This window comes from Actinomadura parmotrematis, assembly GCF_019458805.1.
GTDB lineage: Bacteria > Actinomycetota > Actinomycetes > Streptosporangiales > Streptosporangiaceae > Spirillospora > Spirillospora parmotrematis.
Map to the genome: position 1 here is coordinate 1 of NZ_JAIBOA010000028.1, position 22,983 is coordinate 22,983.

Sequence of the window (22,983 nt, forward strand, 5' to 3'; positions counted from 1 at the left end):
GTCGCCGGTCGCGCTGCCGGCGCCGTCGCCGGTCGCGGCGCGCCCGGCCGCGCCGGCGCCCGCCGTCCCGTCCGTGCCGGCCGAGGTGTGCGTGCCTCAGCCGCTGGTCTCGGCGGCCAGCGGTCCGCTGCCGGCGCCGAGGGACGCCGCGGGCGTCCCGGCGAGCCCGGCGACGAGCCCCGCCAGCGAGGCGAACGTGTCCGCCATGTCGAACCCGGCGGCCGCGGCCGCACCGGCGGCGCCCTCCGCGTCCGCGAGCCCGGGGGCCGACAGCCGCTCGGCCACGGCGGCGGCGAGCGCGGCGGCGTCCTCGGCGGGCACCAGCGCGCCCCTGCCGGGCGCCACCACCTCGGCCAGCCCGGGGACGTCGGACGCCACCAGCGACCGGCCGACCGCCAGCGCCTCCAGCGCCGCGAGCGGCAGCCCCTCCCAGCGGGAGGGCATCACCACCACGTCGGCCGCGGCGAGCCAGGGGCGCGGATCGGCGACGGCGGGGACGAGCAGCACGCCCGGCCCGGCCTGCCCGCGCAGCTGATCGGCGGCGTCGCCGTCGCCGACCAGGACCAGCTCGGCGTCCGGGCGGCGCTCGCGGACGAGCGGCCAGGCGGCCAGCAGCACGTCCTGGCCCTTCTGCCGAGTCAGCCGGCCGATGCACACCGCGAGCCGCGCGCTCGGCGGGACGCCGAGGGCCGCGCGGGCGGCCGCCCGGCCCTCGGCGCCGGCCGGGCGGAACCGGTCGCGGTCCACCCCGTTGCGGATCATGTGGAAGGCGCCGCGCACGCCCGCCGCGCGGCCCTGCTCCAGCTCCCCCGCGCCGACGCAGACGACGGCGTCGGCGCGGTGCGCCGCGTACCGCTCCCAGGCGAGGCTGACCGGCCCGAGCGGGCCGCTGCCCGCGAGCCAGGACCAGCCGTGCGGCTGGAAGACGACGCGCCGGTCGCCCGCGACGCCCGGCAGCCGCCCCGCGAGGCCCGCCTTGGCGGAGTGCAGGTGCACCACGTCCGGGTCGAACGCCGCGACGAGGCCGCGCAGCCGCCGCGCCTCGGCGAGGGTGCCCGGCCCCGGCGAGCGGCCCGCCCGCCAGGGCAGGTGCGGCACGCCGGCGGCGGCGAGCCGGGCGACGAGCTCGCCCTCGGGCGGGCACGCGACGGCGACCCGCCACCCGCGCCCCGCCTGCTCCGCCGCCGCCTGCGCGACATAGACCGCCACACCCCCATGCGTCGGCTGACTCACATGCAGAACCCCCGGCCGCCCCGACATCCCCGCCCCAGCCACCTCCCTCGTCCTGGCAACCTCAAGTACCCCGGCCACCCCGATCGGCCCAGCGACCTCAAATACCCCGGCCGCCCCGGGCAGCTCGACCACCCCAGCCGCCCCGGCCACCCCGGCGGCCCCGGCCACCCCGGCGGTCTTGCGCGGCCCGGCGGCCCCGGGCAGCCCGGCGGCCTTGCGCGGCCCGGCGGCCCCAGGCGGCCCGGCGGCCCCAGGCGGCCCGGCGGCCCCAGGCGGCCCGGCGGTCTTGCGCGGCCCGGCGGGCTCGGGCGGTCCGGCGGGCTCGGGCGGTCCGGGCGGTCCGGCGGGCTCGGGTGTGCTGGGCGGTCCGGGTGGTCCGGCGGGGTCGGGTGTCATGGCGGGCTCGGGCGGGTCGGGTGTCATTCGGGGGCTCCGTTGCCCTTGGGGCGGGTGCGGTTCCGGGCGGTGGGGCGGGCGGCTCCGTCCTTGCGGTCGTTGGCGCGGTCCGCGTGCGGGTCGGCGGGGTGGGCGAGGGCGCGGTCGCGGTGGCGGTGCTTGGCGGCGCGGAGGCCGGCGCGGCCGAGTTCGGCGGCGACGAACGGGGCGGCGAGCGGGGAGCGCGCCAGGAGCAGGCGCTCGTTGCGCACCGGGTCCGGGCGCCACTTCATCTTGTACTCCTCCACGCCCCGCAGCATGTTGACGGCGGGCCGGCCGAGCCGGTGCGCGAGCAGCAGTTCCTGCTGGAGCAGCATCAGCGACACGTCGACGCGGCCGCGCAGGCCGGGGTCGCAGCCGAACAGGTAGCCGCCGACGAAGCCGCCGCCGACGAGCGCGAGATCGGCGGCGACGAGCGCGCCGTCCTCGGTGTAGCGGAACACCTGCGCGCCGCCCTGGTGCGCCAGGGCGGTGACGGCGTCCACGAGGTGGCGGCGGAACCGCCCGCGCAGGTGCTCGGGGTTGATGCCGCGCCCCTCCCACTGCCGGACGTGCAGGTCGAGCAGCTCCTCCACCGCGCGCGGCACCTCGTCCGGCGGGACGGCGGTCGCGGTCGGGCCGGCCGCCTCGATCCGCCGCAGCCGCGCCCGGATCTTGCCGGCCGAGCGGCCCGGCAGCCGGGCCAGGAACGCCGCCGGGTCCTCGGCGGGCAGCCGCAGGCACGTCGAGGACGGCAGCCGCCGGACGCGCCGCGGCCACCGCTCGGCCAGCAGGTGCGCCGCGGCGTCCGGGCCCGTCTCGGGCAGGGCGAGGACGTGCCAGCCGGGCTCGCCCAGCAGCGCCGCCGCCAGGTGCCCGGCGGCGTCGCCGGCGTGGTCGGGGTCCAGCAGTACGTCGCTGAAGTCGCTGAGGTCGGCCGCCAGCGGCTCCAGCACCAGGCAGCCCCGGCGCGGGACGGCGTGCAGGGCGGCGAGGCCGGCGAGGCGGCCGTCGCGGCGCACCACGGCGAGCCGCAGCCGCCCCGGCCGCCCGTAGTGGCGCCACCAGGAGGCGGCCCAGGCGTGCGACTGGAACGGCGTGGCGGCCGGGCAGCGGCCGTGCAGGTCCTCCCACGGGCCGCGCAGCTCGGCGAGCGCCGCGTCGTCGCGGAGCACCTCGGCGGTCCAGAGCCCGGTGCGCGCCGCCGCGCCGGTGGCGGCGGTCATGCTCCCGCCGGTTCCGCGCCGTCCCCGCGGCCGGCGGGCCCGGCCGCGACCGGAACGGGCGCCGCGCCGCTCCCGGCGGGCGCGGCGGGCTGCGCGGGCCTGGGCCGGGCCGGGCGGCGGCCGAGGCCGCCGAGCGCGGCGAGCGCGGCGAGCAGCACGCCCGTCGCGCCGCCGATCAGCAGGTCGACCGGCAGGTCGGGCGAGGACGGCGCGGCCGGCACCGCCGCCGGGCTCATCAGGGCGACCTTCACGCCGGTGTCGGCCTTGTGCATGGTGCCGTAGCCGACGAGGGCGCTCGCCGCGCCGTTGGCGTAGGCGGCGGCGCGGGCCGGCGTCGCCGCCGACCCGGTGATGTGGATCAGCGGCGTGTCGGGCGAGGTGGACGCCTGGACGCTGCTGCGCGCGTCCCGCACGATCTCCGGCGGCAGCGCGGGCGTCGCCCACACCAGGGTGGACGGCAGCGCGGCGAGCCGCCCGTACGCCTGCGCGAAGTTCGTCGCCGACGGGCCGCCGTCCGCGCGGTCGGCGACGACCACCGCGTAGGCCGACGCGGTGTAGGACGGCGGCTTCAGCAGCGCGTAGCCGGCGCCGCCCAGCAGCCCGGCGGCGACCAGGACGGCGGGCACGCCGACCCGTGCGGCGAGACGCGCGGGGGTCCACCGTGTTCTAGGAGGCATGCGAGTCCCTTTCGTGAGGAGAGCCCGCCGTCCTGGATCCGACGGCGGCGGGAGCGGGTGCGGGGTCGGGAAGGGGAGCGGGCGCGGCCCCGTACAGGGCGGCCAGCCGGGCGGCGTGGACGCCGGCGGCGTACGCCTCGACCGCGGGCGGCGGCGCGAAGCGCTCCGGCCGCCGCATCGCCAGGCGCTGGATCGCGGCGCCGAAGGCGGCCGCGTCGGCCCGCAGGCGCTCGGCGTGCGGGGCGTGCCCGGCCGGCAGGTCCTCCAGCGCCGGGCACACCGCGTACAGGACGGGCAGCCCGGCGGCGAGGGCCTCCACGACGCCGAGGCCGAACGTCTCCTGGGTGGACGCCGACGCGAACACGTCCATGGCCGCGAGGGCGTCCGCGACGTGCCCGGTCTCGCCGGCGAACACGATGCGCGGAGCCGCCGGCGACCGGGCTGCGCGCGCGCGCAGCTCGGCGGCGGCGGGCCCGTCGCCGACGACCAGCAGGACGGCGGCGGCCGTCGCGGCCATCGCGTCGATGAGGACGTCGACGTTCTTGGTGGGCACGAGGCGCCCGACGGTACCGACGACGAAGTCGCGTTCGCCGAGGCCGAAGCGCGCGCGCACCCGCGCCCGCGCTTCGCCGTCGTAGGCGAACGCGGCGGCGTCCACACCGTTCGGGATCGTCACGATGCGCGCGCGCGGCACGCCCCAGGCGGCGAGGCGTTCGGCGACGGTGGGCGAGACGGCCACGGTGACGGTGCCGAGCCGCTCGGTCGCCCGGTACAGCCGCCGGACGCCGCGCGTCGTCGCGCGGCCCTCGATGTGGCCGGTGCCGAGGGAGTGCTCGGTCGCGACGATGTGCCGGACGCCCGCGAGGCGCGCGGCGAGGCGCCCGTACACGCAGGCCCGGTACAGGTGCGTGTGGACGACGTCGTAGCGGCCCCGCCGGATCAGCCGGACGAGGGCGGGCAGCGCCGCCAGGTCGGTGTTGCCGCGCATGCCGATCCGGTGGACGGGGACGCCGAGCGCCTCGATCTGCGGGCTCAGCGCGCCGTCCCCGGTGAGGACGGCGACCTCGCTCGTCACCGGCAGGTGCCGCAGCAGCAGCAGGAGCTGCTGCTCGGCGCCGCCCCGGTCGAGTCCGGTGATGATGTGCAGGACGCGCGTCATACGCGGACCCTCCAGCGCAGCCGGTGCCGGAGCAGCTTCGCGCGGAGGCGCAGGCCGCCGTCCCGGTCGCCGATGTAGGTGCGCGCGAGCGCGTGCCGGCTCGGGTGGGAGCCCCAGATGGCGCAGCCGTAGTCGTATCCGGCCGCGGCGACGGCCGCGACCTCGCGGTCCCCGATATGGCCGTAGGGGTAGGCGAAGCCGGTGACGGGCCGGTCCAGGATCCGTTCCAGCAGGGAGCGGCTCTCGTGGAGCTCGCGGGCCAGCTCCTCGGTGCCGGTCTCGGGCAGGGACAGGTGCGCGAGGCCGTGGGAGGCGACCTCCATCCCGGCGTCGGCGACGCCGCGGAGCTGCCCCGCCGTCATCAGCGGCTTGCGCGGGCCGTCGTCCCAGGCGTTGTCGCCGCCGATGCGGCCCGCGACCATGAACACCGTCGCGGTGAAGCCGAAGTCCTGGAGGATCGGCAGCGCGGCGGTGGCGAAGTCGGCGTAGCCGTCGTCGAAGGTGAGGCCGACGAGGCCGCGGGCCGTCCCGGCGTCGCGGGCGCGCAGCAGCTCGGCCATGCCGACGCCGCGGAGGCCGCGCTGGGCCAGCCAGCGCATCTGCCGCGCGAACATGGCGGGCGGCACGGCCAGCAGGTGCGGATCCTCGGCGGCGTCCTCGACGGAGTGGTACATCAGCACGTACGGCATGGCCGCCGGTGCCGGGGCCGGCGCGATGGCCGGCGTGACTGCGGTTCTGTTCACGGTGCCTCTCCCCTGGGGACGCCCGGCGCGCTGCCTGCGCCGGTGGCTTCGTCGGCGGCGAGCGCGCGGAATCCGAGGGTGGGCCCGCCGCGGCGGGTCGCCCCGAGGACGAGCGCGACGACCGCCGTGACGGTGCACGCGCCGCCCGCGAGCTGCAGCGGCAGGGGGAGACCGGGAGGGAAGGAGCGGGCGAGCATCGCGCCGACGGCGGCGGCGCACGCGGCGGCGGCGAGCAGGCGCGCCACGTCCGGGCCGAGGCGGCGCAGCCCGATGGGGGCGACCCGGGCGCGCACGCCCGCGAGCAGCAGCAGCGCCGCGATCGTGATGCCGAGCGCGTTGCCGGCGGCGAGGGCGACCGCGCCGAACCGGCCGACGAGCAGCGCCCCGAACACCACCGTGACGGCGAGGCCCGCCGCGACGCAGAGCGCGGGCCGCCAGAGCGGCTGGCTGCGGGCGAACAGCGCCCGCGCCGACACGCCGACCATCGCCTGCCCCCACAGCCCGAGCGAGTAGATCCGCAGGATGAGGGCGGTGCGGGAGGTGTCGGCGGCGGTGAAGTTTCCGTGCTGGAACAGCAGGCCGACGATCGCGGGGGCGAACGCGGTGAGGAAGGCGACGGCGCAGAGGACGAGGCCGCCGACGACGACGATGTCGGCCTCGATCCGCCGCCGCATCCCGTCGGTGTCGCGGTCGGCGGAGGCGCGGGCGAGGCGGGGGAAGGTGACCGTCACGATCAGCAGCGACAGCACCATGGGGACCTGCGCGACCTTCTGCGCGTAGTTCAGGTAGGAGATCGAGCCCGCCGCGAGGCCCGACCCGAGGAACCGCTCGGCCAGCACCTGCGACTGCCGGGTGAGGGTGTAGACGATGACGGGGACGACGGCGAGCAGCTCGGGGCGGGCGGCCGCGGACCGGGACCGCGGCCCGGCGGGCGGGCGCGGCGCGGCGCGCAGCCGGCGGGCGAACGCCGGCGCCTGCACCGCCGCCATGAGGAGGCTGCCGCCGGCCACGCCGATGGCCGCGCTGACGACGCCGAGGCGCCCGGTCAGCGTGACGATCGCGGTGAGGATCCCGACGTTGTAGGCGAGGTAGATCGCGGCGGGCGGCCCGAAGCAGTGGTGGGCGCGCAGCGTGGCGTTCATGAAGCCGGTGACGCCGAACGCGAGGACGGTCACCGACGTCCAGCGCACGCACTGCACCGCGTCGGCGGTGTCGGTGAGGCCGGGCGCGAGCGCCGCCACCAGCCACGGCGCGGCGAGCGCGGTGCCGACGGCGACCAGCGCGAGCGTCAGCACGAGCCGCGGCAGGGTGCTGCGCACGAGCGGCCGCACCCCGTCGGGGCCCGCCATCGCGCGGGTGACGGCGGGCACCATGACGAGCGCCATCGCGTCCTCGATCAGCAGCGGCGAGACCGTCTCGGGGATCGTCCAGGACACCAGGAAGGCGTCGGTGCTGCCGCTCGCCCCGAACCGGTGCGCCATGAGCAGGTCGCGGACGAAGCCGAGCGCGGTGCCGCCCGCGATCAGCATCGCCGACAGGCCGGCGGCGCCCACCATCGCGTGCCGGAGCGGCAGCCGCCGGACGGTCGCCCGCGCGGTGTCCAGGACGACGCTCATGCGGCGGCCGCCGGGGCGCCCGCCGTACCCGCCGCGCCCGGGGCGAGGTCGGCGCGCAGGGCGCGGGCCGCCACCGCCCCGATCATGACGGCGGTGAGGGTGCAGGTGGGGCCGCCGAGGTCGGCGTACCAGAAGTTGATCGCCAGGCTGCCGAGCAGGCCCGCGCCGAGCAGCCACGCCGGGTCGGTGCGGTCCCGGCGGAGCGCCAGGCCGCGCACGAGGGCGCCGAACAGCAGCAGGAACCCGGCGAGGCCGAGGACGCCCTGCTCCGACAGCACCAGCAGGTACTCGTTGTGCGGCGACAGCAGCGGCTGGCGGCGGTAGCCGTGCGTCGGGTCGTCGGTCTCGCTGGCGCCCGACAGGCCGAGCGGCGCGTAGGTGTCGCGGAACTCGGGGAAGTTCTTCACGCCGACGCCGGTGACGGGGTGGTCGCGCCAGATCGCGACGGCGGTCCCCCACAGGTCGTAGCGGTCGCTGACCGACCGGTCGGGGGCGTCGACCGAGCTGGCGATCGACAGGGTGCGGTCCTTCAGGCCGTCCGAGCCGAGGCCGAACCCGCCGACGAGGACGGTCGCCGCCGCGCCCGCGCAGAGGACGGTGCGGAGCGCCGCGCGCGGGTCCGACAGCGTCAGCACGATCAGCACGCCGGCGCCGACCGCGATCCAGCTGCCCCGGCTGAGCGCGAGCAGCAGCCCGGCGCCGAGGACGGCGAGGACCGCGCAGGCCGCGGCCCGGGCCCGCCCCGGCCGGGCGGCCGCGACGGCCGCCGCGACGATCGTCGCGAAGCCCGCCACCGTCGCCATCGCCATGACGTCGGTGGCGCCGAAGGTGCCGACGGCCCGCACGGTGCGGCCGCCGATGGACGCGCCGGTGCCGGTCGCCGCCTGCCAGGCCCCGAAGCCGGCCTCGAAGGTCCCGACCGCGACGACCGCGCCGAGGACGACGGCGAGGTCGTCGCGGTCGCGGACGGCGAGGACCACCGCGACCGGGACCAGCACGAAGATCTGGACGACCCGCACGTACCCCGGCAGGCTCGCCGCGACGTCCTGCGAGCACACCGTCGAGGCGGTCAGCGCGACCAGCAGCGGCGCGAACGCGAGCGGGAGGGCGCGCGGGACGCGCGCGCCGCGCAGCCAGGCCGCCAGCGCGGCCAGCGCGACGACCGCCGCGCCCGCCACGTCGGCGGCGGTGACCTGCACGCCGTCGCCGCCGCCGCCTCCCGACGGGACGCAGACGCACAGCGTCGCGGCGGCGACCGCCCAGCTCAGCCGGGGCGGGCCGGCGGCGCGCAGCAGCGCGGCGGCGCGGGCGGCGGCGCGGGCGGCGGGCACGGGCGCCGCGCCCGCCGGGAGCGCCGCCGTCACCGCCCGCCCCCGCCGAGGATCTCGCGGACCGTCATGAGGAGGATCCGCAGGTCGCCGGAGAACGTCCAGCCGTCGATGTAGTGGTTGTCCAGCCGGGTGCGCCGCTCGATGGAGGTGTCCCCGCGCAGGCCGTGCACCTGCGACCAGCCGGTCAGGCCGACCGGGGCGCGGTGCCGCAGCGGGTAGCCGGGGTGCGCGCCGGTGAACTGCTGGACGAAGTGCGGCCGCTCGGGGCGCGGGCCGACCAGGCTCATGTCGCCGCGGACGATGTTCCACAGCTGCGGCAGCTCGTCCAGCGAGGTCTTGCGCAGGAACCGGCCGACCGGCCCCATCCGGTGGTCGCCCGCGACGGACCAGCGGGTGTCGGCCTCGCGGTCGTCGCTCGGCCGCAGCGTCCGGAACTTCAGCAGCACGAACGGGCGGCCCTCCAGGCCGATGCGGCGCTGCCGGAACAGCACGCCGGGGCCGCTCTCCAGCCGGACCGCGACCGCGCAGGCGAGCAGCACCGGCAGCAGGACCGGGACGATGAGCAGGGCCGCGGCGAGGTCGAAGGCGCGCTTGGCGAGCCGGGCGGGGCTGCGGTGGCCGCGGACGGCCAGCCGGGTGCAGGGCAGGCCCGCCAGGTACCCCGGCGCGCGGCCGGGCGAGGCGGCGAGCCCGGCCGGCGCCGGCAGCACCAGCACCTCGGTGCCGGGCGGGCAGGCGCGGACGGCGGTGTCGCCGTGGCGGCCGGGGACGTCCTCCATGACCACCACGACGGTGCGGGCGCGCTCGGCGTCGATCACCGCGCGCAGGTCCGGGAGCCGGCCGAGGACCGGCGCGTCCGCGGGCTCGGGCGCCGGCGCGGGCACGGTGCCGGGCGCCGGGCGGTCGGCGGCGGCGATCCGGCCGGCGACCGCGAGGCCGAGGGCGGGCCGCTCGGCGAGCGCCTCGATCACGTGGTCGGTGGCGGGGCCGCCGCCGACCACCAGCGTCCGCCGCCCGTGCGGGCGGGCCCGCCGGTAGAGGCCGACCAGCCGGTGCGCCGCGGCGCGCCCGAGCAGCACGGCCGCCACGCAGCCGAGCACGACGCCCGCCGCCGGGACCGGGTCCGGGGCGCTCCGGCCCGGCAGGGTCGCCGCGACCGGCACCAGCACGGCGAGCGCGGTCCGCGCCGCCAGGGAGAACGCCTCGTCGACGATCGACCGGGTGCGGCAGGGCCGGTAGCCGCCCGCGACGGCCTGCGCGCCGACCAGCACCGCGGCCGCGGTCGTCGCGGCGGCCGCGGCGACCGCCTGCGGCGCCAGCGTCCACGCCCCGAGCCCCGCGGCGGCGGCGTCGAGGCCGGCCAGGCCGAGCGGGTAGAGCGCCAGCCCGGTCCGCCGCACGGCGGCCGAGCGCCGTGCGCGCGCCGCGCCCGCCGCCCGCCCGCGCCCGGCCCCCGGCGCCGGGGCGGGCGCGGGCGGCGCGGCGGCGGACGGGACACCGAGGTCCTGAACTGGCATCGCGGGTGTCCTTTCGGAAGGGAGGGACGGAGTCGCGGCGCGCGGGGGAAACGGGACGCCGGCCTGTCGCGGCCGTCCCGGCCGCTCCCGTCCGCCTGCCGAACGGTCCTCGCGCACCGGTACCGGAATCCGCCCCTGTGGCGCGCTCAAGGATGGCAGCATTCCATGATCGGTCAGTGCTCCTTTCGACCAAGGATATAGAAATTTTGACATCACCCCGGATTCGGCGGAAGCGGAACGGACGGCGACCCCCGCGAGCGGTTCCCGCGGCCGCCGGGTCATCGCTTCGCCAGCCGCCGGACCGCCAGGCGATGGCCGTTCCATCAGTTGCCAAAGGAACCGTCATAACGCCCGTTCCGGTGTGACACCGGCGCGTTTTCGCGCTACTTCTTTATCTCGATCCGCAGCCACCGCGTGTGCGAATCGAATGAGATTCTGATCAGTACCCGAAAGGACGACTCTCATGATCAAGCGACTGGCCGCCGCGGGCCTGCTCTCCGTCACCGCCGCCGGTGTCCTGATGAGCGCTGCCCCCGCCATGGCGAACGGCGTCGACTCGGACAACAACCAGATCATCGGCGCCCAGACCTGCCGCGCCATCGACGTCGCCGTCATCGGCGCCGCGATCCACAACATCCTCGGCGTCGACCACGAGCAGGGCGACTGCGACAACGGCTCGACCAACATCGGCCGCTGAACCGACGCTGTAACTGACTGACGGGCTCCGCCCCGAAGTACAGATCGCGACCCCTCGCTGGCAGGCCCCGCAGCGAGGGGTCGCGAGCTTTTCCGCACCTTTTCGCCAGCACTCCCCCCACGCCCGTCCACCTCCCCCCAAATGGACATTGCGGACCTAGTCCAGCAACCCCCCAGAAAAACCCGCCCCTCTTGCTCTCCCCATAAGCGACATTCGTATTTCTTTACCTTTGTCACCAGTTACCAGAACAAGCCGCTGGGAATCCGTAGAGCAGTCGGGAACCGCCGGTCCGGTCCCGCGGAAGGCGGCGCGGGAAAAGGCGGCGCCGCGCCGCGGAACCGCATTCGCGGCCCGCCCCGCACGGGTTCCGGTCCGGTCGCGATCAGCGCCTCCCGTCGCCCGTGGGCCACCCTCGCCGCCCAGGCGATTTCCGGATTGCGGTGACAGCATGCTCAACAGACACGCCGGCGTGTGGTCCCTGCCGGCGCTCCTCTCCCTGATCGCCTGCCCGGCCCTCGCCGCGGCGGCCCCGCCCGCGGACGCCGGCCCGGCCCGGACGGCCCCCCCGTCCTGGTGCCCGCCCGGCGGCGCCCTCGCCGCCGGGCGGCTCCCGGCCTCGGTCCCCCTGGCCTCCTGCGACCTGCGGGGCCGCACCGTCCAGGGCCCCGGCGGGCTGGCGGTGACCGTCCCGGACGGCACCGCCGCCGTCACCGCCGAGAGCCTGCGCACCGACGGCGCCGACGTCCTGCGGGTCGCCGTCGACGTGCCGGCCGGACGGGTGCGCATCGAGCGCACCGCGCCGCCGCCGCCGGGCACCGCCGCCGAGCCCGGAGCGCCCGGCCTCACGGACGCCTCCCCGACCCCCGACGCCACGGACGGCCCCCCGGCCACCGATCCCGAGGACGAACCGACGGCCGCCGGCCCCGACCCCGACGACGACGAGTCCGGCGAGTCCGGCGACGAGCCCGAGGGGACGGGCTCCGAGGTCAAGGGCCAGCCGGCCGCCGTCCGCGCCTGCCGCGACAGGACCTGGCGGGCGTCCACGTCGGCATGGACGAGAGGCCGCACCATCTTCTGGCGCTACTACGGCGGCGCCTCGATCGAGGGCGGCATCAGCGCGGGTGACGCCGAGCAGGCGGTGCGGTCCGGCGTCGCCGCCGCCGTCGGCGCGCGGACCGACTGCACCCGCACCGGCCACTTCTCGCCCCGGCCGAACATCCGCCAGCACTACCTCGGGCGGACCGCGCGCAAGCCCGGCATCGGCCGCCGAGGCGGCTGCAAGCAGCCGGACGGGACCAACTCCTTCGGCTGGCTGTCGCTCGGCGGCCTGCCCTCCTCCACCCTCGCCATGACCTGCACCTGGCAGGGCTGGCGCAACACCGTGGAGGCGGACGTGGCGCTCCAGAGCGACGACAAGGCGTGGTGGTCGCCCGCGGGCGGCGAGGACCGGGCCGCGGGCGGCTGCCCGGCGGGCCACTACCTGCCGGCGGCGATCGTCGCCCACGAGACCCTGCACGTGCTCGGCCTCGACCACGTGAAGGGCGCGCGGCACGCGAACCTGACCATGACGCCGGTCGCCGCCCCGTGCGACGACCGCATGGCCACCCTGGGACGCGGCGACTACCGGGGCCTCATCGCCCTCTACGGCCCGCGCCGCTGACCGGCCACCCGCTCCCGCCACCTGCGACCACCCGGTCACCTCCCGTCGAGATGCGGCGTGTCGCCCACTTTCGATCTTCGAAGTGGGCAACACGCCGCATCTCGACGTGTGACGACCGGGCGGTCATGTGGAGCGCGGGCGTCAGCGGCCGGCGGCCGTGCCGCAGCAGGTGGTGGACGAGCTGGTGGCCTTCTTCGGGCCCGCGGTGAGCTTCGTCACGGTCTTGGCCGGGCAGGACGGCGCGACGGACGTCCCGCCGGCCGCGCCGGCCGTGCCGGCCGTGCCGAGGGCGTCCGCCCCGCCCAGCGGGCTCGGCGCGCCCAGGACGTCCGTCGCGCCGAGGGGACTCGTCGTGCCGGCGGCGTCCGGGACGGTCGCCGGGGCGGCCGCGGGCGGGGCCGCCGGGCCGCCGGTGACCGGGTCGGGCGGCAGCGGGGCGCCCGACACCGGGTCGGTCGCCGGGCCGCGCGCCCCGTCGCCCGTCGCCGTGCACTCCACGCCGGCCGCGCCCGCGCTGCGCACGCCGCTCCCGACCGGGACGCCCTGGACGCCGACGCCCGTGCCCGTCACGCCCGGGCCCGCGCCGGTGTCGGAGCCGACGTCGACCGAGATCGAGGAGTCGGTGAGGGTGAGCGTGGAGCCGCGCCCGAGGCTCACCGTGGGCGAGCCCGCCGCGCCGGCGCCGTAGACCGTGACGTCGGACAGGCGCAGGCGGGCGCCCGGTGCCACGCTGAACACCGACCGGATGGGCTCGGTGCCCGACCAGGTGATGGACGAGCCCGCGCCGTCGACGGTGGTGTCCTTGGTGACGGTGGGCAGCGCCGAGTGGGCGCCCTCCCGCTTGGTCAGCTCGTAGTCGCACTTCTTGCCGAGCCGGTAGGGGCCGCCGGTCTGGAACGCCTTGACCAGGGCCGCGACGTCGCCGGTCGTGCCGGTGCAGGCGACCGGCGCCGGCGCGTCCGCGCGGGCGGCCGGCGCGGCGGCGGTCACCGCGAGCCCGGCGGCCGCGGCGGCGGTCACCGGGACGGCGGCGAGCGCCGCCCGGCGGAGGCCCGCCCGCAGGACGGCGCGGGTCCCCCGGACCGCCCCCGCCCGCCGGTCGTGGTCCGCGGTCCCGGCGGTCGGTCGCGTGTCGGCCTGGCGCATGGTCTCCCCCTGATCCCCGCGGTCCCGGCAGCCAGGACGCGGTACTCGCATCGTGATCATGACTACGAGTAGTGAATCAGACACGCTCCGCCCGCCCGGCACGCCCCCCGCGCCGCCCGCGCGCCCCGGCGCCGCATAGGCCAGAACCCCGGAAGGCTCACCCCCGGCGGCTCCACATTTGGCCAAAGTAAGCATTACCCGCACAGCGTGTTGGATTGATCACGGTCGGTAATGAAGAACCTGCAAGCTCGCCGGGACGGCCTCACCGCAGGATCCGGCGGAGGTTCCGCAACCCGCGTCGGCACCTTCCCGACGTGGACGAGAGGGAATGGTTCATGAACACGCTGCACAAGCTCACCATCGTCGGCTTCGCCACCGCCGGCCTCGCGCTCGCCGCTCCCGCCGCCATGGCGGACACCTTCCACGGCCAGGGCAGCAAGGCCGCCGGCCCGAACGGCGCCTCGTCGACCGGCATCGTCTCGGGCGCCGTGGACGGCCACCACGGCCACGGCGGCGGCGGCGACCACGGCGACGGCGGCGTCTTCTACGGCAAGAAGGCGCAGACCGCGGGCCCGAACGGCGCCACGTCCTCGGGCGTGGTCAGCGCCGCCGACTGACCGGTCGCCATCCGGTCTCGCTAGACGACCCGCGAGCGGTCCCGCCCGGACGCCGGGCGGGACCGTCTCCGTTCGGCCGACGCCGCCCGCCCCTGCTCAGGAAGAGAACACCATGCGCTCCATCTCCCGCTCCGCCGCCGTCGCCCTCTCGGCCACCGCGGCCCTCATGGCGGCCCCCTCCCTCGCCCACGCCGACGCCGAGTACCGCTCCTCCTCGATGAAGGCCGACGCGCACGGCAGCACGCTGCACATCCGCCGCGTCTTCGCCGGCGACGACGGCGAGGTCCGCTACGAGGACTCCTACTACACCTCCGGCCCCGACGGCGCGAGCGTCCGGCACGTGTACAGCCGCGCGCACTGACGCGCGGGCAAGCGGAAACGGGGGGCGCGCGGCGGCGCGCCCCCCGTCGCCGTGCGCGGGGTCAGGCGATCCGGTCGATGATCAGCGGCAGCGGGGCGGGGCCGCCGTCGCCGCCGATCTCCCAGGCGCCGTCCAGGGACTCCAGGGCCCGCTCGAACCGGGCCGGGTCGTCGGCGTGCAGGGTGAGCAGCGGCTGCCCCGCGGCCACCGCGTCGCCCGGCTTGGCGTGGCAGGTCACGCCGGCGCCGAACGACACCGGGTCCTCCTTGCGGGCGCGGCCCGCGCCGAGCCGCCAGGCCGCGACGCCGACGCCGAACGCGTCCAGCCGGGTGAGGACGCCCGCCGCCGGAGCGGTGATCACGTGCGTCTCGGCGGCCGCGGGCAGCGGCGCGTCCGGGTCGCCGCCCTGCGCGGAGATCATGGTGCGCCAGGCGTCCATGGCCGAGCCGTCGCGGAGCGCGTCCGCCGGGTCCTTGCCCGCGACCCCGGCGGCGTCCAGCATCTCGCGGGCGAGCGCCACGGTCAGCTCGACGACGTCGGCGGGCCCGCCGCCCGCCAGGACCTCCACCGACTCGGCGACCTCGATCGCGTTGCCGACGGCGGCGCCGAGCGGCCGGTCCATGGCGGTGAGCAGCGCGACCGTGGTGAGGCCGGCGTCCTTGCCGATGGCGACCATCGTCTCGGCGAGCTCGCGGGCCCGCTCGGGCGTCTTCATGAACGCGCCGGAGCCGACCTTGACGTCCAGCACCAGCGCCCCGGTGCCCTCGGCGATCTTCTTGGACATGATCGACGAGGCGATCAGCGGGATCGACTCGACGGTGCCGGTGACGTCCCGCAGCGCGTACAGCTTGCGGTCGGCGGGGGCGAGGCCGCCGCCCGCCGCGCAGATCACCGCGCCGGCGGAGGCGAGCACGTCCAGCATCTCGGCGTTGGACAGCGACGCCCGCCAGCCCGGGATGGACTCCAGCTTGTCGAGCGTGCCGCCGGTGTGGCCGAGGCCGCGGCCCGACAGCTGCGGGACGGCCGCGCCGCACGCCGCCACGAGCGGCGCCAGCGGCAGCGTGATCTTGTCGCCGACGCCGCCGGTGGAGTGCTTGTCGGTGGTCGGGCGGTCCAGCGCCGACCAGTCCATCCGCTCCCCCGAGCGGATCATGGCGTCGGTCCAGCGGGCGACCTCGGCGCGGGTCATGCCGTTCAGCAGCACCGCCATGGCGAGCGCCGCCATCTGCTCCTCGGCGACGGCGTCGCGGGTGTAGGCGTCGATCACCCAGTCGATCTGCGCGGGCGCGAGCTCCTGCCCGTCGCGCTTGGCCCGGATGACGTCGATGGCATCCACGCGTGGCCCCTTTCAGGCTCGTTCGATGAGGTCGTCGGGGCCGAACGCGTCCGGCAGCACCTCCGACATGGGGCGGATGCCCGACACGGTCTCCAGCAGCATCGCGGGGCCGCCGTGCTCCCAGAGGAGCTGGCGGCAGCGGCCGCACGGCATCAGCGGGTCGCCGTGGCCGTCCACCACCGCCACCGCGACCAGCCGGGGCCGCTCCCCGCCGTCCGCCTTGCCCTCCCCGTGCAGCGCCGAGACGAGGCTGCACTCGGCGCAGAGGCCGACGCCGTAGGAGGCGTTCTCGATGTTGCAGCCGCTGACGGTCCGCCCGTCGTCCACCAGGGCGGCGGCGCCGACGGGGAACGACGAGTAGGGGGCGTAGGCGCGCCGCATGGCGGCCCGCGCCGCGGTGCGCAGCGCGGGCCAGTCGATCTCGTTCATACGTCCATGATCGGTGATCGGGGCGGTGCGCGGGACGGCCGCGCACCGCCCGGTCAGTGACCTTCGCCGCGCCGGTAGCGCAGCCCGTCGGCGGCGGGCATCCGCAGCCGCTGGGACGCCAGCGTCAGCACCAGCAGCGTGGTGATGTGCGGGCTGTAGGTGACGATCTCCTTGGGGAGCTCGTCGGTCAGCAGGTACCAGACGAGCAGCAGGACGCCCGCGACGACCGCGACCGCGGGCCGCAGGAACCGCCGCCAGGCCGGGGCGGGCGCCTCGCCCGCCGCCGCCGGCGTCCGGGCGGCCTTCCAGACCTGGAGGGCCGCGAACGCGAACAGGCCGATCGCGAGGACGAGCAGCAGCGCGTGCACCGCGCCCGTCGCGCCGCGCTGCTGGAGCGCGTCGGTGTAGCCGAACAGGCCGGTGCCGGCGGCCAGGCCGCCGGGCCGCCAGTTACCGAAGATCATCGCGGCGAGGCCGATGAAGCCGCGGCCGCCGGTCTGGTTCTCCTGGTAGGCCGACGAGCCGACCATCGCCAGGAACACGCCGCCGAGCCCGGCCAGCCCGCCCGAGATGATCACCGCGAGGTACTTCATCGTGTAGACCCGCACGCCGAGCGACTCGGCCGCGTACGGGTTCTCGCCGCAGGACCGGACGCGCAGCCCGAACGCCGTCCGCCAGAGCACGAACCAGGTGACCGGCACCAGCGCGACCGCGATCAGCGTGACCGCCGACAGGTCGGTGGTGAGGCCGCGGACGAGGCCGGCGAGGTCGGACACGAAGAACCAGCCGTGCCCCTCCAGGTCGCCGAGCGGGCCGTCCACGCCGGGGACGCTGACCTTGGGGAAGCCCGGCAGCGGCGGCGACTGGTTGGCGCCGCCGCCCTCGTGGCCGAGGAACACGATCGTCGACAGGTAGCGGGCGACGCCCGGCGCGAGGATGTTCAGCGCGACGCCGGACACGATGTGGTCGACGCCGAAGGTGACCGTCGCGACGGCGTGCAGCAGGCCGCCGAGGGCGCCCATCGCGACGCCGACGACCAGGCCGACCCAGGCGTTGCCGGTCGTGTAGGCGCCGTACGCGCCGCCCCACGTCCCGAAGATCATCATGCCTTCGAGGCCGATGTTGACGACGCCGGCGCGCTCGCACCACAGGCCGCCGAGCGCCGCCATCCCGATCGGGACGCCGAGCGCGAGCGTCGCGCCGAAGGTGCCGCTGGAGGTGATGGCGCGCTCGCCGGTGAGGGCGCGGAGCAGCACCAGCCCGACGAACACCGCCCCGAGGAAGAGCAGCCAGGTGCGGGCGCTGCGGCGCCGCCGGGTCGCGGGGGCGGGCGCGGCGTCCGCCGGGCGCGGTTCGGACAGGACGGTCACGCCGCCACCTCCTTCGTGCCGGCCGGGCCGCGTTCGGCGAGCTCGGCGGCCACCGTCTGCTGCTGCCAGCGCAGCCCGAGCCGGCGGACGATCTCGTAGACGACCACGACCGACAGCAGCACCGCCGCCTGCGTGATCGCCACGATCTCCTTGGGGATGTCGTTGAACTGCAGGATCTGCGAGGACTGGTCCAGGAACGACCAGAGCAGCGCGGCGAACGCGATGCCGACCGGGTGGTTGCGGCCGAGCAGCGCGATGCCGATGCCGGTGAAGCCGAGCCCGGTCGGGAAGTCCAGGCCGTAGGTGTAGGACGCGCCGAGCAGCTGCGGCATGCCGATGAGGCCGGCCGCCGCGCCCGACAGCAGCATCGCGGTGACGACCATCCGCCGGGCGTTGACGCCGCCCGCCGACGCCGCCGTCGCCGACAGGCCGGTGGCGCGCAGGTCGAACCCGAACCGGGTCCGGTTGACCACGACGTGGAACACCACGCCGACCGCGACCGCCAGGAAGATCAGCCCGAAGACCTGGAGGTTCGCGCCCGGGTAGGGGATGCCCGCGACGCGGCCGGACGGGGCGATCGTCTTCGTGCCGATGTTGTCGCTGCCCGCCACCTGGTGGCCGAGCCGCCCCTTCTGGAGCAGCACGGCGATGACGCCGGTCGCGATGAAGTTCAGCATGATCGTCGAGATGACCTCGCTGACCCCGCGGGTGACCTTGAGGACGCCCGCGATGCCCGCCCACAGGCCGCCGACGAGCATCGCCACGATGATGATCATGGCCTGGTGCAGCACCGGCGGCAGCGCGATCGCGCCGCCGGCCGCGGCGGCGAGCATCGCGGCGAGCCGGTACTGGCCGTCCACGCCGATGTTGAACAGGTTCATCCGGAAGCCGATCGCCACCGCGATCGCCGCCAGGTAGTAGGTCGACGCCCGGTTCAGCGTGTTGGCGACGCTGTCGGGCTTGGTGCCGAAGTCCAGCATCGCCTGGAACGTCGACAGCGGGTCGAACCCGCTCGCCGACAGCACGACCGCCGTCACCGCGACCGCGAACACCAGCGCCAGCACGGCGGCCAGCACGGTGAGCGCGAGCGGCGAGTTCTTCAGCCTGTTCACGAGTCCTCCTTCGGCGCCGCGTCCTCGGCCGGGGGCCGCGGCGCGGGCACCGGCTCCGCGGGGGCGTCCGCCGGGGCGCCGGCGCCCGCCGCCGCGCCGGTCATCGCCGACCCGAGGCTCTCGGGGGTGACGGTGGCGGGGTCGGCCTCGGCGACGATCCGGCCGCGCAGGATCACCCGCAGCGTGTCCGACATGCCGATCAGCTCGTCCAGGTCGGCGGAGATCAGCAGCACCGCCAGGCCCTCGGCGCGCGCGGCCCGCAGGTACTCCCAGATCGCGGCCTGCGCGCCGACGTCCACGCCGCGCGTCGGGTGCGCGGCGATGAGGAACTTGGGGTTCCCCGACATCTCGCGGCCGACGATGAGCTTCTGCTGGTTGCCGCCCGACAGCGCGGCGGCGGTCACGTCGATGCCGGGGGTGCGCACGTCGTACTCGGCGACGATGCGCTCGGTGTCGGCGCGCGCGCCGCGCCGGTCGATCCACGGGCCCTTGACGTTGGGCTTCTCGGTCTGGTGGCCGAGGACCCGGTTCTCCCAGAGCGGCGACTCCAGCAGCAGCCCGTGCCGGTGCCGGTCCTCGGGGATGAACCCGACGCCGCTCTCCCGGCGGCGCCGCGTCGGCCAGTCGGTGACGTCGGTGCCGTCCAGCCGGACCGTCCCGGCGTCCGGGGCCCGCAGCCCCATGATCGCCTCGACGAGCTCGGCCTGCCCGTTGCCCTCCACGCCCGCGATGCCGAGGATCTCCCCGGCGCGGATGACGAGGTCGACGCCGTCCACGACCGGGCGGCCGCCCGCGCGGACCGTCAGCCCGGCGAGCTCCAGCACCGGCCGGTCCGTCACCGTCGACTCGCGCAGCTCCGGCACCGGCAGCTCGCTGCCGACCATGAGCTGGGCGAGCTCGCGCGCGGTGACGCCGGCCGGGTCCACGCCGTCCGCGACGGTCGTGCCGCGCCGGATCACCGTGATCTGGTCGGCGATGGCGAGCACCTCGTCGAGCTTGTGCGAGATGAACAGGACGGTGAGGCCCTCGCGCTTCAGGTCGCGCAGGTTCCCGAACAGCTCCTCGACCTCCTGCGGCACGAGCACCGCCGTCGGCTCGTCCAGGATCAGCAGCCGGGCGCCCCGGTACAGCACCTTGAGGATCTCCACGCGCTGGCGGTCGCCGACGCCGAGCTCCTCCACGAGCCGGTCCGGGTCCAGGCGCATGCCGAACCGCTCCGCGAGCCCGGTGATGCGGCGGCGGGCCTTGCCGCCGATGCCGTGCAGCCGCTCCGCGCCGAGGACGATGTTCTCCAGCACGGTCAGGTTGTCGGCGAGCATGAAGTGCTGGTGCACCATGCCGACGCCGCGCGCGATCGCGTCGGCCGGCGAGTGCAGCACGACCTCCTCGCCGGCGAGCCGGACGGTGCCCTCGTCGGGGCGGTGCATCCCGTACAGGGTCTTCATCAGGGTGGACTTGCCCGCGCCGTTCTCGCCGACGATGGCGTGCACCGTGCCGGCGGCGACGGTGAGGTCGATGTCGCGGTTGGCGACGACGCCGGGGAACCGCTTGGTGATGCCGCGCAGCTCGATGGCGGGGGCGTGCGGGTCGGACTCGTGGGCCGGCCGCTCGGTGGTGGACATCCTTGCTCTCCCAGAAGTGTCCCGAAGCGCGGGACTGGCCCGGGCGGCGGCGCTGCCGCCGCCCGGGCCGTCAGGATGGTGCGGACGCGATCGCGGGGATCAGCTGTTCGGCACCGTGATGGTGCCGTCGATGATCTGCTTCTTCAGCTCGTCCAGCTTCGCCTGGACGTCCTTGATCGCCTCGGGGTTGGACACCGCGTAGCCGATGCCGTCGTTCTTCAGGTCGAAGGTCTGCTCGCCGGCCTTGGTGGTGCCCTTGCTGGCGTCCTCGACGAAGTTGAACACCGCGGTGTCCACGCGCTTCAGCATCGAGGTGACGATGTAGGGCTGCGCGGCGGGCTTGGCGGTGAGGTACTGGTCGGAGTCCACGCCGATCGCGAACTTCTTCTTCTCGATCGCGGCGTCGAACAGGCCGTTGCCGGACGCGCCGGCGGCGTGGTAGATCACGTCGGCGCCGGCGTCGTACTGGCCCTCGGCGATCGTCTTGCCCTTCGCCGGGTCGGAGAACCCGGAGAAGTCGGTGCCGCGCGAGATGTACTTGACGTCGACCTTGATCTTCGGGTTGGCCTTCTTGGCGCCCGCGGTGTAGCCGGCCTCGAACGACTTGATCAGCGGGGTGTCCACGCCGCCGAGGAACCCGACCGTGCCGGACTTGGACTTCAGCGCGGCGGCGGCGCCGACCAGGTAGGAGCCCTGGTTGGCGGCGAAGAGCAGGTTCGTGACGTTGGCGGCCTTGACCGAGCTGTCGTCGACGATCGCGAACTTGGTGTTCGGGTACTTGGCGGCGACCTTGCCGAGCGGGCCGGCGTAGGCGAAGCCGACCGCGACGACGGGGTTGTAGCCCGAGCTCGCCAGCAGGTCCAGCCGCTGCTGCTTGTCGTTGTCGGACTCGCCCTTGGTGGCCTCGAGGTCCTTGACGTCGACGTTCAGGGTCTTCTTGGCCTGCTGGAGGCCCTCGTAGGCGGCGTCGTTGAACGACTTGTCGCCGCGGCCGCCGATGTCGTAGGCGAGACCGACCTTGATGGTCTTCTTGGTGTCGCCGCCGTCGCCGCTGTCGGCCTTCTTGCCGCCGCAGGCGGAAGCGCTGAGCGTCAGCGCGGCGCCCGTCACGGTGACGAGCGAGATCTTGAGTGCACGGCGCACGAGAGCGCTCCCTTCGGTTCCCCAGCCCCCTGCAGGCATGCGGCCGTCATCGTGGCCGCTGGAATCGATCGGAACGTACATCCTGAAAAGAGTAAAACGGTCGCCGTGCACCGATTCGCAATGCGTCCGTTACCAACGCGTACGCTTATCGCCACAGGTCACAGGGGTGCGGGGAACGCCGCCGGGCGCGGCGGAACGCCCCCTGGCGGCCGGGCCGGCGCGCCCGCGCGCGCCGGCCCGGAATGTGACCGGGATCTCGCCCCCGGCCGGCGGGCCCGGTCAGGCGAGCGGCGTCGCCTCGACGGGGTCGCCGCCGGGGCGGTTGCCGTCCCACAGGGCGGTGAGCGCGGTCGCGGTGAGGACGCGGACGCCGACGGCGATGCACGCCTCGTCGACGTCGAAGTCGCCGCGGTGCAGGTCGTAGTCGGCGCCCGACCCGGGCGTGCTCACGCCGAGGCGCGCCAGGGCGCCAGGCACCGACTCCAGGTACCAGCCGAAGTCCTCGCCGCCGAGGCTCTGCGGCGTCGGGATCGCGCCGTCCTCGCCGAGGACGAGCGCGGCGGCGTCGCGGAACATCTGCACGCTCGTCGCCTCGTTGACGGTCGGCGGGACGCCCCGCCGGTACTCCAGCGTCGCCTCCACGTCGTAGGCCGAGGCGACCGACTGGAGCAGCGCCTCGACCATCTCGGGCGCCTTGTGCCACGCCTCGTCGTCCAGGCAGCGGACGGTGCCCTCGGCGATGCCGTCGTCGGGGATGGCGTTGGCGACCGACCCGGCCGACACCCGGCCCCACACGAGCGACAGGCTGGACCGCGGGTCGACGCGCCGCGACAGCGCCGCCGGCAGCTCGGTGACGATCTTGGCGAGGGCGTAGACGAGGTCGGCGGTCAGGTGCGGGCGGGCGGTGTGCCCGCCGGGCCCGGTCACCCGCACGTACACCTTGTCGCAGGCCGCGGTGATCGCGCCGGTCCGCAGGCCGAGCTGGCCGACCTCGGCGCGCGGGTCGCAGTGCAGCGCGAACGCGCGGTCGACGCCGACGACGCCGCCGGCGGCGATCACGTCGAGGGCGCCGCCGGGCGTCTCCTCGGCGGGCTGGAACAGCAGCCGGACGCGGCCGGGCAGCAGCCCCGCCTCGGCCTGCTGGGCGAGGAACAGGCCGGCGCCGAGCACCATGGCGGTGTGCACGTCGTGGCCGCAGGCGTGCGCGACGCCCGGCACCGTCGACCGGTACGCCACGCCCTCCTTCTCGTCCTGGAGGGGCAGCGCGTCGATGTCGGCGCGCAGCGCGACGGTGTAGCCGTCCTCGGGGCCGATGTCGCAGAACAGGCCGGTGCCGCCGGGCAGCACCTGCGGCTTCAGGCCGGCCGCGACCAGCGCGTCCGCGATCCGCCCGGTGGTGCGGTACTCGGCGTAGCCGAGCTCGGGGTGGGCGTGCAGGTCGCGGCGGAACGCGACGAGCCGCTGCTCGTGGCGGGCCAGGAACGCGTCGAGCTGCGGTTGCAGCGCGGCGTCCGGAGCGCTCGTCGTCGGTGCGGCGCCGGGCATCACCCCGGGTGCTCGATGGGTCATATGCG

Annotated in this window: 20 protein-coding genes; 4 read left to right on the plus strand and 16 right to left on the minus strand. The window is 76.3% G+C overall.

All coding sequences use genetic code 11. The features are described 5' to 3' along the window. Nucleotides 1-96: 96 nt before the first annotated feature. The 8 genes from K1Y72_RS31315 to K1Y72_RS31350 form a co-directional block, all read right to left on the minus strand. On the minus strand, nt 97-1,209 hold the full coding sequence (locus K1Y72_RS31315; protein ID WP_220170137.1) for a glycosyltransferase: 1,113 nt from the start codon (nt 1,207-1,209) through the stop codon (nt 97-99). Between the two features lie 443 nt (nt 1,210-1,652). Further along, nucleotides 1,653-2,873, minus strand: a complete 1,221-nt coding sequence (locus tag K1Y72_RS31320) for a GNAT family N-acetyltransferase (protein WP_220170138.1) — start codon at nt 2,871-2,873, stop codon at nt 1,653-1,655. Continuing rightward, entirely contained in the window at nt 2,870-3,499 is a 630-nt protein-coding gene (locus K1Y72_RS31325; protein WP_220170139.1) for a YveK family protein, read from the minus strand. The genes K1Y72_RS31320 and K1Y72_RS31325 overlap by 4 nt, the downstream gene beginning before the upstream one ends. Nucleotides 3,500-3,539: 40 nt before the next feature. Continuing rightward, nucleotides 3,540-4,709, minus strand: a complete 1,170-nt coding sequence (locus K1Y72_RS31330) for a glycosyltransferase (protein WP_220170140.1) — start codon at nt 4,707-4,709, stop codon at nt 3,540-3,542. Then, nucleotides 4,706-5,452: a polysaccharide deacetylase family protein gene (locus tag K1Y72_RS31335; protein WP_308287313.1), complete on the minus strand. Its 747-nt coding sequence runs from the start codon at nt 5,450-5,452 to the stop codon at nt 4,706-4,708. Before K1Y72_RS31335 ends, K1Y72_RS31330 begins: the two co-directional genes overlap by 4 nt. Further along, complete coding sequence (locus K1Y72_RS31340; protein WP_220170141.1) at nt 5,449-7,068, minus strand: lipid II flippase MurJ; 1,620 nt, start codon at nt 7,066-7,068, stop codon at nt 5,449-5,451. Before K1Y72_RS31340 ends, K1Y72_RS31335 begins: the two co-directional genes overlap by 4 nt. Then, complete coding sequence (locus tag K1Y72_RS37440; RefSeq protein ID WP_220170142.1) at nt 7,065-8,432, minus strand: O-antigen ligase family protein; 1,368 nt, start codon at nt 8,430-8,432, stop codon at nt 7,065-7,067. Before K1Y72_RS37440 ends, K1Y72_RS31340 begins: the two co-directional genes overlap by 4 nt. Beyond that, complete coding sequence (locus K1Y72_RS31350; protein ID WP_220170143.1) at nt 8,429-9,916, minus strand: sugar transferase; 1,488 nt, start codon at nt 9,914-9,916, stop codon at nt 8,429-8,431. The genes K1Y72_RS37440 and K1Y72_RS31350 overlap by 4 nt, the downstream gene beginning before the upstream one ends. Nucleotides 9,917-10,379: 463 nt before the next feature. On the opposite strand from K1Y72_RS31350, the gene K1Y72_RS31355 reads away from it, so the two are divergent. Continuing rightward, nucleotides 10,380-10,613, plus strand: a complete 234-nt coding sequence (locus tag K1Y72_RS31355; RefSeq protein ID WP_220170144.1) for a hypothetical protein — start codon at nt 10,380-10,382, stop codon at nt 10,611-10,613. A 448-nt stretch (nt 10,614-11,061) separates the two neighbouring features. Continuing rightward, nucleotides 11,062-12,273: a hypothetical protein gene (locus K1Y72_RS31360; protein WP_220170145.1), complete on the plus strand. Its 1,212-nt coding sequence runs from the start codon at nt 11,062-11,064 to the stop codon at nt 12,271-12,273. A 141-nt stretch (nt 12,274-12,414) separates the two neighbouring features. Here K1Y72_RS31360 and K1Y72_RS31365 read toward each other — a convergent pair whose 3' ends face one another. Further along, nucleotides 12,415-13,419, minus strand: coding sequence for a hypothetical protein (locus K1Y72_RS31365; RefSeq protein ID WP_220170146.1), 1,005 nt, complete (start codon nt 13,417-13,419; stop codon nt 12,415-12,417). A 314-nt stretch (nt 13,420-13,733) separates the two neighbouring features. Here K1Y72_RS31365 and K1Y72_RS31370 point away from each other — a divergent pair, with 314 nt between their 5' ends. Both K1Y72_RS31370 and K1Y72_RS31375 read left to right on the plus strand, forming a co-directional pair. Beyond that, nucleotides 13,734-14,036, plus strand: a complete 303-nt coding sequence (locus tag K1Y72_RS31370) for a hypothetical protein (RefSeq protein ID WP_308287314.1) — start codon at nt 13,734-13,736, stop codon at nt 14,034-14,036. A 112-nt stretch (nt 14,037-14,148) separates the two neighbouring features. Next, on the plus strand, nt 14,149-14,397 hold the full coding sequence (locus tag K1Y72_RS31375; protein WP_220170147.1) for a hypothetical protein: 249 nt from the start codon (nt 14,149-14,151) through the stop codon (nt 14,395-14,397). A 61-nt stretch (nt 14,398-14,458) separates the two neighbouring features. Here K1Y72_RS31375 and K1Y72_RS31380 read toward each other — a convergent pair whose 3' ends face one another. The 7 genes from K1Y72_RS31380 to K1Y72_RS31410 form a co-directional block, all read right to left on the minus strand. After that, complete coding sequence (locus tag K1Y72_RS31380; protein ID WP_220170148.1) at nt 14,459-15,733, minus strand: thymidine phosphorylase; 1,275 nt, start codon at nt 15,731-15,733, stop codon at nt 14,459-14,461. Nucleotides 15,734-15,745: 12 nt separating this feature from the next. Beyond that, complete coding sequence (locus K1Y72_RS31385; RefSeq protein ID WP_220170149.1) at nt 15,746-16,162, minus strand: cytidine deaminase; 417 nt, start codon at nt 16,160-16,162, stop codon at nt 15,746-15,748. A 53-nt stretch (nt 16,163-16,215) separates the two neighbouring features. Next, nucleotides 16,216-17,523 (minus strand): ABC transporter permease, encoded by a 1,308-nt coding sequence (locus K1Y72_RS31390; RefSeq protein WP_220170221.1) that lies wholly within the window; start codon nt 17,521-17,523, stop codon nt 16,216-16,218. 5 nt (nt 17,524-17,528) lie between these two features. Then, the gene (locus K1Y72_RS31395; RefSeq protein WP_220170150.1) at nt 17,529-18,644 is read right to left on the minus strand and encodes an ABC transporter permease; all 1,116 of its coding nucleotides are present in this window, start codon (nt 18,642-18,644) and stop codon (nt 17,529-17,531) included. Beyond that, nucleotides 18,641-20,266, minus strand: a complete 1,626-nt coding sequence (locus K1Y72_RS31400; RefSeq protein ID WP_220170151.1) for an ABC transporter ATP-binding protein — start codon at nt 20,264-20,266, stop codon at nt 18,641-18,643. Before K1Y72_RS31400 ends, K1Y72_RS31395 begins: the two co-directional genes overlap by 4 nt. Nucleotides 20,267-20,365: 99 nt before the next feature. Further along, the gene (locus K1Y72_RS31405; RefSeq protein WP_308287315.1) at nt 20,366-21,409 is read right to left on the minus strand and encodes a BMP family lipoprotein; all 1,044 of its coding nucleotides are present in this window, start codon (nt 21,407-21,409) and stop codon (nt 20,366-20,368) included. 279 nt (nt 21,410-21,688) lie between these two features. After that, entirely contained in the window at nt 21,689-22,954 is a 1,266-nt protein-coding gene (locus K1Y72_RS31410) for an amidohydrolase (protein WP_258574262.1), read from the minus strand. Between the last annotated feature and the right edge of the window lie 29 nt (nt 22,955-22,983).